Annotated in this window: 7 protein-coding genes and 1 pseudogene; 4 read left to right on the top strand and 4 right to left on the bottom strand. The window is 61.3% G+C overall.

The annotated features are described in order from the left end of the window. Positions 1 to 35: 35 nt before the first annotated feature. The 4 genes from OBACDRAFT_RS05770 to infA all read right to left on the bottom strand — a co-directional run bounded on the left by OBACDRAFT_RS05770 (position 36) and on the right by infA (position 4,692). On the bottom strand, positions 36 to 668 hold the full coding sequence (locus OBACDRAFT_RS05770) for an anaerobic ribonucleoside-triphosphate reductase activating protein (protein ID WP_232766711.1): 633 nt from the start codon (positions 666 to 668) through the stop codon (positions 36 to 38). A gap of 35 nt (positions 669 to 703) precedes the next feature. After that, entirely contained in the window at positions 704 to 2,950 is a 2,247-nt protein-coding gene (locus tag OBACDRAFT_RS05765; RefSeq protein ID WP_052361282.1) for a ribonucleoside triphosphate reductase, read from the bottom strand. A 408-nt stretch (positions 2,951 to 3,358) separates the two neighbouring features. Then, positions 3,359 to 4,387 carry a tyrosine recombinase gene (locus OBACDRAFT_RS05760; RefSeq protein ID WP_232766709.1) on the bottom strand — a complete coding sequence of 343 codons (1,029 nt, stop codon included), beginning with the start codon at positions 4,385 to 4,387 and terminating at the stop codon, positions 3,359 to 3,361. Positions 4,388 to 4,422: 35 nt separating this feature from the next. Next, positions 4,423 to 4,692, bottom strand: a complete 270-nt coding sequence (gene infA / locus OBACDRAFT_RS05755; RefSeq protein WP_043583632.1) for a translation initiation factor IF-1 — start codon at positions 4,690 to 4,692, stop codon at positions 4,423 to 4,425. Between the two features lie 261 nt (positions 4,693 to 4,953). Between infA and OBACDRAFT_RS05750 the strand changes: the two genes are divergently transcribed. The 4 genes and pseudogenes from OBACDRAFT_RS05750 to dnaE all read left to right on the top strand — a co-directional run. Then, complete coding sequence (locus tag OBACDRAFT_RS05750; protein ID WP_052361284.1) at positions 4,954 to 5,529, top strand: deaminase; 576 nt, start codon at positions 4,954 to 4,956, stop codon at positions 5,527 to 5,529. Positions 5,530 to 5,613: 84 nt separating this feature from the next. Further along, positions 5,614 to 6,258, top strand: coding sequence for a superoxide dismutase (locus tag OBACDRAFT_RS05745; protein ID WP_043583630.1), 645 nt, complete (start codon positions 5,614 to 5,616; stop codon positions 6,256 to 6,258). A gap of 150 nt (positions 6,259 to 6,408) precedes the next feature. Then, positions 6,409 to 6,537, top strand: a pseudogene (locus OBACDRAFT_RS31110) (P-II family nitrogen regulator); the annotation flags it as partial. Positions 6,538 to 7,359: 822 nt separating this feature from the next. Further along, the coding region (gene dnaE / locus OBACDRAFT_RS05735) for a DNA polymerase III subunit alpha (RefSeq protein WP_052361283.1) at positions 7,360 to 10,315 on the top strand (2,956 nt) is incomplete at its 3' end.

The following is a 10,315-nucleotide window of genomic DNA, read 5'->3' as shown; positions in this document are numbered from 1 at the left end:
CCGCTCCTTGGGCTTCGCCTGCTTGACAGCAAAAGTCAGGGGGACACGGGGCGGTATTCCTGCCAGACGTGCGGGGAACCGGCGGCGATGGTTTCGATATCGGGGGCGTCGGCTTCGGTGAGGCCGGGCCAGCGGGTGGTGCGTAGTTGGTGCTCGATGCCGGACTCGCGGAGGAGGGCGAGAGTTTCCTGAAGGGCCGCCGTGTCGAAGGTGGGGGAGGGGAGGCCGGCGGCTTCGGCGTAACGGGGCCAGGGGGCCTTGATGTCGGTCGCCACGAAATCCAGAAGTCCTTCGGCTATGAGCGCGCGAACGACGGCGGGACGGCTTCCATTGGTGTCGAGTTTTATCAGAAAACCGAGGGCGCGGACGCGGCGGATGAAGTCGGGGAGGTCGGGGTGAAGCGTGGGTTCACCGCCGCTGATGACGACGCCGTCAAGCTTGCCGCGGCGGGTGGCGAGTTTTTGTAAAATGTCGGCCTCGGGGATCGGAGTGGTGAATTGCTCCGGGTAAACGAGCGCGGTGTTGTGGCACCAGGGGCAGCGCCAGTTGCAGCCTTGCGTGAAGACCACGGCGGCGATGCGACCGGGAAAATCGCTGAGCGAACAGGGAACGTAGCCGCCGATGCGCATGAGAGGGGGGGGGGGGGGGGGAGTGGCTTTATGGGACACATGGGGTCATGTGGCCCATAAAGGTCCATGAGCGGTCAGCCAGCGATGAGTTCGGGCACGGGCAGGACGGGGCTTGCGGAGGACGGCACTTTGTAAACGCGGCGGCGCTTGAACTCGGCCTGCTTGCCTTCGTTCCACTGCTGGATGGGGCGGAGGTAGCCGACGACGCGCGAGTAAACCTCGGCCTTCTTGCCGCACTTGGGACAGATGTGGTGCTCGCCTGCGATGTATCCGTGTTCCGGGCACACGCTGAAGGTGGGCGTGAGCGAAAAGTAGGGCAGGCGGTGTTTTTGCGCGATGCGGCGCACGAGGTTTTTTACGTTCTTCGGGTCGGCGATGCGCTCGCCGAGGAAAAGGTGGAGGACGGTGCCGCCGGTGTATCTGGTTTGCAGTTCGTCCTGATGGTCGAGGGCCTCGAAGAGGTCGTCGGTGGCCTGCACGGGGAGGTGCGTGGAGTTGGTGTAGTAGGGCTTGGCGCCCTGCATGAGGTCCTCCTCGTTGGCGACGAGCATGGAGGGGAAGAGTTCCTTGTCCTTCTTGGCGAGGCGATAGCTGGTGCCTTCGGCGGGGGTGGCCTCAAGGTTGTAGTGGTTGCCGGTCTCGCGCTGGTAGGCGACGAGGCGGTCGCGCATGTAGTCGAGCGTGCGCAGGGCGAAGGCGCGGCCTTCGGGGGTGTTGATGCCGCCGAAGCCGAGGTTGGTGCAGGCTTCGTTCATGCCGACGAGTCCGATGGTGGAAAAATGGTTTTTCCAATACGCACCAAAACGCTCCTGCATGTGGCGGAGGTAGTGCGTGGTGTAGGGATAGAGGCCGGCGGAGGTGAGGCGTTCGAGGAGTTTTCTTTTGATCTCCAGGCTCTCGCGGGCGATGTCCATGAGGGCGGCGAGGCGGGTGCGGAAGGCTTCCTCGCGGGCGGCGAGCGGGGCGTCTTCGCCGGGCGTGCCGGGAACGTCCCCGGCGGCATGGTGGCCGAGGCGGGGGAGGTTGATCGTGACAACGCCGACGGAGCCGGTGAGCGGGTGCGCGCCGAAGAGGCCGCCGCCGCGCTTTTCGAGTTGTGTATTGTCAATCCGGAGACGGCAGCACATGGAGCGCGCATCCTCGGGCTTCATGTCGGAGTTGATGAAGTTGGAAAAATACGGGATGCCATAGCGGCCGGTCATCTCCCAGAGTCCTTCGAGTTCGGGGTTGTCCCAGTCGAAATCGGGGGTGAGGTTGATGGTGGGTATCGGAAATGTCATGACGCGGCCCTTGGCGTCGCCTTCGGTCATGACGGCGAAGAAGGCGCGGTTGAAGAGGTTCATCTCGGCTTGGAACTGTCCGTAGGTCTCCTCGCGGTGGATGCCGCCGTGGACCACGGGTTCGTCGGCCATGTGACGCGGGCAGACGAGGTCAAGGGTGACGTTGGTGAACGGGGTCTGGAAGCCGACGCGCGTGGGGACGTTGATGTTGAAGATAAATTCCTGGAGCGATTGTTTGACTTGTTCGTAGGTGAGGTTGTCGAAGCGGATGAAGGGCGCGAGAAGGGTGTCGAAGCTCGAAAATGCCTGCGCGCCCGCGGCTTCGCCCTGAAGGGTGTAGAAAAAGTTGATGATCTGCCCGAGCGCGGTGCGGAGGTGTTTTGCGGGGCGCGACTCGACTTTGCCTGGGACGCCGCAGAAGCCTTGGAGGAGGAGGTCGTGGAGGTCCCAGCCGACGCAGTAAACAGAGAGTTGGTTGAGGTCGTGGAGGTGGAAGTCGCCGTTTTCGTGCGCGGTGCGAATTTCGGGCGGGTAGATGGCGTTGAGCCAGTAGGTTTTGGATACAGCGGAGGAGAGGTAGTTGTTGAGGCCCTGAAGCGAGTAGCTCATGTTGCTGTTTTCGCGGACCTGCCAGTCGAGTTGCTTGAGGTAGCCGTCGATGAGAGCGACGTCCTGGCGGGCGGTGACTTCGCGGAGGCGTTTGTGCTGGTCGCGGTAAACGATGAGGGCGCGGGCGGTCTTGCGGAAGGGGGAGTCGAGCAGGAATTCCTCGATGACGTCCTGCACTTGTTCGACGGTGGGCGTGGTGTCGGCGACGGTGGCGAGGAGGAGGTTGATGACGCGGAGGGTGAGGCGGTGGGCCATGGCGTCGTCAAATTCGCCGGTGGCGGTGCCGGCACGCGAGAGGGCGCGGGTGATGCGTTTGGCGTCGAAGGGGACGAGGCGCCCGTCACGTTTGCGGACTTGGACGGGGAGGGTGGGGGCGGCGTTGCGAAGGAAGGCGGCGAGATCCTGGGCGGGTGTGGGCAGATGCAGAGACATGGTGGTGATGCGCCGAATGGCGCGGTGAAACGGGTTGACGGTTGGTTCTGAGACGGGAGGTCGGCGGGATTGGTGTGGTTGAATTTGGCAGCGTGCTGACAAACTCTTGGCAGAAGAAAAACGCAACAACGTGAACAGTGGGTGCGCGCGAGGCGCGTGTTAACGGCGTTGCGTTGCGGGTGGGTTGAGGACTTCTGGCCAGGCCCGGCCAGAGTGGCGGACGGAGGCGGAATCCTCGTAAAGCTAACAATAAACAGTAGAAGAAACGGACAGGGGAAACGCTATGGGTTGTGGTTTTTGTGCGGTCAATGCACCAGATGTTGTGGTTGTGCGAGTATTAGTTCGAACGAAGGCAGGGTATTAGCAAATGCGCCGCGTCGTGTGCCGCATGGGAGATTTCAGCGTGTGTTATTCCTCTTGGTTGCGCGGGTGGAATCTGGCGTGCTGGTCCAGCAGGCGGCGTTCCTCGACGGCGGTGTAGATTTGGGTCGTGCCGATGGTGGCGTGGCCGAGCATTTCCTGAATGGCGCGCAGGTCGGCGCCGCCGCTGAGGAGGTGCGTGGCGAAGGAGTGGCGAAGGAGGTGGGGTTTCACCGGTTTGGTGATGCCGGCGAGTTTCGTGTATTTTTTGACCAGCACCCAAAGCATTTTGCGGGAGATCGCGGTGCCGCGTTCGCTGAGGAAGAGTTGGCTGCCGGTTTTTTTCTCTTTCACGAAGTGATGGCGCGCGGCGGTGAGATACGTGGCAAGGGCTTCGCGGGCCTTGCTCCCCACGGGCACGACGCGTTCCTTGGCGCCTTTGCCGAAGACGCGGAGCATGCCGTTCTCCAGGTCAACCTGCTGCAAGAGGAGTCCTGATAATTCGGATACACGCAGGCCGCTGGAGTAAAACAACTCCAGGATCGCCCGGTCGCGCAGGGCGTGGGGCCCCCCCCCCCCCCCCCCCCCCCCCGGTGCTGCGAGCAAACGCGCCACTTCTTCCGCGTTGAGCGTGCCGGGCACGCGGCGCACGAGCTTGGGGCCTTGCAAGAGCTCGGTGAAATCGTCCGGGCGCGTTTGTTCGCGCACGAGGTGGCGGGCAAACATCCGCAGCGCGGAGAGTTTTCGCGCAAGGCTCGCCACGCTGTAATCGTCTCCATCAAGTGAATACAGCCAGTCCGTCACCGCCGCGCCGGTGACTGCGCGCCAGTCGGCCAGTTTTTTCTGGCGCTGGAGGAAGGTCGCGCACTGCGTCAGGTCGCTCTCGTAGGCCTCGACCGTGTGGTCGGAGCGTCCGCGTTCGAGTTCAAGGACGGCGCAAAAATCCGTGATCGGATCGGCCAGTCCGGGGGGCAACTCCGCCGTCATGTTCACACCTGCGGTCACGCCTGCGGCATGGGCGTCGGTTGCGCGGGATGTGATGTTGGCGGAAGGGGATTTTTTTTTTCTGGCCGGCATGGGGGCGATCCTCAGTCCGGCGCGGGCCGTCAAAATTAGCGGCGGCGGCGCGGGCCTTGTTGCTGGCGGTAGCCCGGAGGGGGCGTGTCGCGCATGCGGTAGGTGATGCGCGCCTTTTCCAAGTCGTAGGGACTCATCTCCATTTTCACGCTGTCGCCGGAGGCGATTTTGATGAAATTCTTGCGCAGTTTGCCCGAGATGTGGGCGAGGACTACGTGGCCGTTGGCCAATTCAACTTTGAACATCGTGCCGGGGAGGACGGCCACGATCTTGCCTTCAACTTCGATCGAATTGCCGTCAGACATACAAATTGGCCATACAGCCGGTGGAGAGAGTTTCAGTCATGCGTAGAGCGTAAAAGGCACTTGTAAGGCAAAATCCGGCTCCGTTAGTCAAGGTTTTAACTCTTGGAGCCCGGCAAATCCGCCGCGTGTCGCAGGCGTTTTCGAGTGAGTGCGCGCATGCGGCCTCCTCCCCCCCCCCCCCTCGCCGGCAGCCCTGCCTCCGGCCTTGCGCCCGGGCGTGTTCTTCGCATGTCCGTTGGACGCGGGACTCCCGCCTCCATCATGGTCAAACCCGTCCAACACGACTGCCCCTTCGACAAACGCTTCCCGTCGCAGCTTGTGCGCGACGACGTGTTTTACATGTCGCTCGCCTACAATCAGGCCATCGACGCCTGGCGTCGGGACGAAGTCCCCATCGGCTGCGTGATCGAGCGCAGCGGCGAAGTCATCGCCTCGGCGCACAACGGCGTGGAGAGTGCGAACGATCCGACCGCCCACGCCGAGATGCTCGCCATCACGCAAGCCGCCTCCGCCCTCGGCGACTGGCGGCTGGAGGAGTGCACGCTCTACGTGACCAAGGAACCCTGCCCCATGTGCTCGGGTGCCACGCTCATGTCGCGCCTCAAACGCGTCTGCTACGCCGTGCCCGACCCCAAGATGGGCTGCCTCGGTGGCGCGACCGACCTCAACGCCCTGCCGCGCGTCAATCACCACCTCGGCATCACGGCGGGCGGCGTGCTTGAGGACGAGTGCCGCGTGCTGCTCCAGACCTTCTTTCGCCAAAAACGCTCGCCCCTCCCGCCTCTCTCATCCGGCGCCGACGCTCCCTCCGCCGAGTTGCCGGAAGAGGAAGAATGAGCGGGATGGTTGACGCTGGTCGGAACCCGCGCACGTTGGAAACCTTCCGTTCCTTACTATAAAATCACAACACAACAACCAACCATGGCTTACGAACTTCCCAAACTCGCCTACGCGAACGACGCCCTCGCGCCTCACATTGATGCCCGGACGATGGAAATCCACCACACCAAGCATCACCAAGCCTACATCACCAATCTCAACAACGCCCTCGCCTCTGCCAACATCACCGGTCCCGACTGCGTTTGCGAACTGATCTCCGACCTGACCAAAGTCCCCGAAGCCATCCGCACCGCCGTGCGCAACAATGGCGGCGGACACGCCAACCACAGCTTCTTCTGGAAGATCATCGGCCCCGGCAAGGGCGGCGCTCCCAAGGGCAAGCTCGCCGAGGCCATCGTGACCACCTTTGGCAGCTTTGATAAATTCAAGGAAGAATTCGCCAAGGCCGCCGCCACGCGCTTCGGCTCCGGCTGGGCCTGGCTCTATGTCACGGCGGATGGAGATCGTCCTCAAAAACTCGCCGTTGGCTCCACCGCCAACCAAGACAGCCCGCTCATGGGCAAGGCCGTGGCCGGCATCGAAGGCAAACCCATCATCGGCCTCGATGTGTGGGAGCACGCCTACTACCTGAATTACCAAAACCGCCGTCCCGACTACATCGCCGCCTTCTGGAACGTGGTGGATTGGGACGCCGCCGAAGCGAAATTCGTCAAAGCCACCGCCTGATGAAAAAACCGAAAGGCTAAAAAGCTAAAAAACTGAAATCAGAACTCCCTCTCCATGCGCGGGGGGGGGGGGAGGAAGGGTGGGGGATGTTCCCCATTTCAGCTTTTTAGCATTTCAGTTTTCAGCATTTTGCTAGATACCGTTCGTTCCATGAAGCTCATCATTGCCATCATCAAACCCTTTAAACTGGAAAACGTGAAAGAAGCCCTTTCCGCCATCGGCATCGAAGGCATGACGATCACCGAGGTGAAGGGCTTCGGACGTCAAAAAGGGGGCACACCGAAATTCTATTCGCGGGTTTCCGGAATTACACCGGGTCGGATTTTTCNNTGCCACAAGGACGGAAANGTTGGAAATTCGTTCGGTCTTCCGGACAGACGTTGCTTGGAAAANGGCGCAGATTCACCCGGCACATTCNGTCCAGGCGGCCACAAGGACCGGGCAAAATTCGGGCGACGGGCAAAATCTTCGGTCCTCCCCATCGGACAAACCCGGGGCGAATCCGCACCAACGAGCGCGGAGAGCGGCGGCTTTGAGCGTCCCCCCCCCCCCCCCCCCCCGTAGGTTCGGAGCTTTAGAGCATTTCATTTAAAACGGTAGCCGATGTCTTAACGGTAGGGAGGTCTTTGTGCCCTCTGTCGAGGGCAGCCCTTCGGGCCATCGCCTTCGGCGATGCCATCTCCGCGCTGCTGCGCTCCGTCCGAGGCCTCCGTCGTGCGTGGTGTGAGGATGCGAAACTCATAGGTGGTTGGAGCGTGCTTGCGGAGGCCTCGGAGAGGCCTCCCTACCAGTTCGGTGATGGCTGCAGATTTTTTGAAAATGCTTTAGCCCGAACCGTGCGTCCTTCCCTATTCGGGAGCCAAACGGTTTGGATTGGCAGGAGTTACTAAAAGTTGAAGAAAACAGCGAAGCCGCAAAGCCGCAAAGATCAGAATAAAGAATTGTGAATCAAAGAAATTTCTTCCTTTGCGCCTTGGCGACTTTGCTGTCCAAAAACGTAAATTTAGGAGTTCTTTGGCAGTAAAACTCCGAACTACGAAATCCCCCCCCCCCCCCTGCTTTCCGCTTTCAGCCCCCCTGCTTTTCCGCTTTTTTGCCCCGGTGCCGTCGCCATCCGATTTCATCCACCTCCACGTTCACACCGACTACAGCCTGCTCGACGGCTCCTGCCGCGTGGACCGCCTCATGTCGCGCGCCAAAGAACTTGGCCAGACCGCCATCGCCCTCACCGACCACGGCAACATGTTTGGCGCGATCTCGTTCTACAACGAAGCCAAGAAAGCCGGCATCAAACCCCTCATCGGCTGCGAATTTTACATCGCCCCCGGCTCACGCCTCGAAAAAACCGGCAAATCCGAAGACGGCAAAAGCTACTACCACCTCGGCGTCCTCGCCCGAAACCTCGAAGGCTATCAAAACCTCCTCAAACTCGTCTCCGACGCCCACCTCAAAGGCTTTTATTACAAGCCCCGCGCCGACCTCGAAACCCTCGCCCGCTACTCCAAAGGACTCATCGGCTTCACCGGCTGCCTCGCCTCCGAAGTCTGCCAAAACCTCATGCACGACCGCTTCGAGGACGCCCGCGCCGCCTGCGCCCGATACGTGGAGATTTTCGGACGCGAAAACTATTTTGTAGAAATCCAGGACCACGGCATCCCCGAACAACGCAAAATCATCCCCGGCCTCCTCAAACTCGGCGAAGAATTTGGCCTGAAAGTCATCGCCACCAACGACGTTCACTACATCCGCTCCGAGGACGCCAACCCTCACGACGCCCTCCTCTGCATCCAGACCGGCGCCAAGCTCGCCGAGGAAAACCGGATGAAATTCGACACCCAAGAATTTTACCTCAAGTCGCGCGACGAAATGTTCAAAATCTTCGGACGCGAACTCCCCGAATCCCTGACCAACACCCTCGCCGTCGCCGAAATGTGCGACCTCTCCATCCCCTTCCCCAAAGGCTCCGAACGCTACCCCCGCTACCCCCTCCCCGCCGAGATCAAGGCCCGGTATTCGGCATCCCAATACCTCCATCAACTCTGCGTCGAAGGACTCAAGCACCGCTACGGCCACGACCACGACCCCGTGGCCCTGCGCCCCGTCGTAGCCGAACGCCTTGCCAAACTCCACAACCTCGCCCCCGGCCAAAAACCCGCTCCTCCCGACTACACCGAACTCGCCCCCGAGGAAGTCCTCGTCCTGCGCATGGGTTACGAGCAGGCGATCATCAACGTCACCGGCTTCGTCGATTATTTCCTCGTCGTCTGGGACTTCATCAACTGGGCCAAACAACACACCATCCCCGTCGGCCCCGGACGCGGCTCCGGTGCAGGCTGCCTCGTTGCCTACCTCCTCGGCATTACCAACATCGACCCCATCCGCTTCGGCCTCCTCTTCGAACGCTTCCTCAACCCCGAACGCGTGTCGCCCCCCGACTTCGACATCGATTTCTGCATGCGCCGCCGCGAAGAAGTCATCAACTACGTGCGCCAAAAATACGGCAACGACTGCGTCGCCAACATCATCACCTACGGCACCCTTGGCGCGAAAATGGCCATCCGCGACATTGCCCGCGTGCACGACCTCGCCTTTGCCGACGCCGACCGCATCTCCAAGATGATCCCCGAGGAGATCGGCATCTCGCTCGAAGACTCGATCAAAAAGTCCGAGGAACTGCGCACCGAGATCTCCCGAAACCCGATGACCAAGCGCATCATCGACACCGCCCTTGTAGTGGAAGGCTTGGTACGCAACACCGGCAAACACGCCGCCGGCATCATCATCACCGACCAACCCCTCGACGACTTCGTTCCCCTCACCTCGCAAGAAGGCGACGTCACCGTCCAATTCGACATGGGAGCCATCACCAAACTCGGCCTCCTCAAGATGGACTTCCTTGGCCTCAAAACCCTCACCATCATCTCCGACGCCGTGGACAACGTCCGCCACACCGTGCCCGGCCAGAAGGACTTCGACATCGACACCATCCCCCTCGACGACCCCAAGACCTATGAACTCCTCAACGCCGGCAAAACCGTCGGCGTGTTCCAGCTCGAATCCCCCGGCATGCAAAACGCATCCCGCCAGGTCGGCATCTCGACCGTGGACGACATCAACGCCATCTCCGCGCTCTATCGTCCCGGCCCCATGCAATTCATCCCCGACTACGCCCGCGGCAAAAAAGACCCCGCCAACATCACCTACCCGCACAAACTCCTCGAACCCGTCCTCAAGGAAACCTTCGGCATCATCGTCTATCAGGAGCAAGTCATGGAGTGCGCCCGCGTCATCGCCGGTTACACCCTCGGCGGCGCCGACATGCTCCGCCGCGCCATGGGCAAGAAGGACGCCGAGGCCATGGCGCAGGAGCGCGTCAAATTCGTGTCCGGCGCGAAGGAGCACCACAACATCGACGAAAAGAAGGCCAACGAAATCTTCGACCTGTTGAACAAGTTCGCCCAATACGGCTTCAACAAATCGCACTCCGCCGCCTATGCCGTCGTCGCCTACCAGACCGCGTATCTGAAAGCCAACTACCCCGTGCAGTTCATGGCCGCCGTGCTCACCGCCGAACTTGGCAACGCGGAAAAAGTCGCGCACTTCATTGCCGAGGCCGAGGCCATGGGCCTCACCGTGCTCGGCCCCGACATCAACGAATCCGGCGCCAACTTCACGCCCGTCGGCGACAAAATCCGCTTCGGGCTCGCCGGCATCAAGGGCGTGGGTGAAGGCGCGTCGCAAAAGATCATCGCCGAGCGCGAGGCCAACGGCCCGTACAAGGATTTCGACGACTTTACTCTTCGTGTGGACAACAAATCCGCCAACAAACGCGTGCTCGAACACCTTGCCAAAACCGGCGCGTTCGATTTTTCCGGCGAGTCGCGCAAAGCCATTTTTGCCCGTGTCGATGCCGCCCTCGCCTCCGCCGTCCTGCAAGCCAAGGACCGCGCCGCCGGTCAGAGCGGATTCTTCGACCTCCTCGAAGCCCCCCCCCCCCCCCCCCCGACATCTCGAAAATCAAAAGCCCCCGCAGGATCATCAGGCTCATCCTTGGATG

This window comes from Geminisphaera colitermitum TAV2 (genome assembly GCF_000171235.2).
Taxonomy (GTDB): Bacteria; Verrucomicrobiota; Verrucomicrobiia; order Opitutales; family Opitutaceae; genus Geminisphaera; species Geminisphaera colitermitum.
This window is presented reverse-complemented; position numbering and strand designations above follow the sequence as displayed.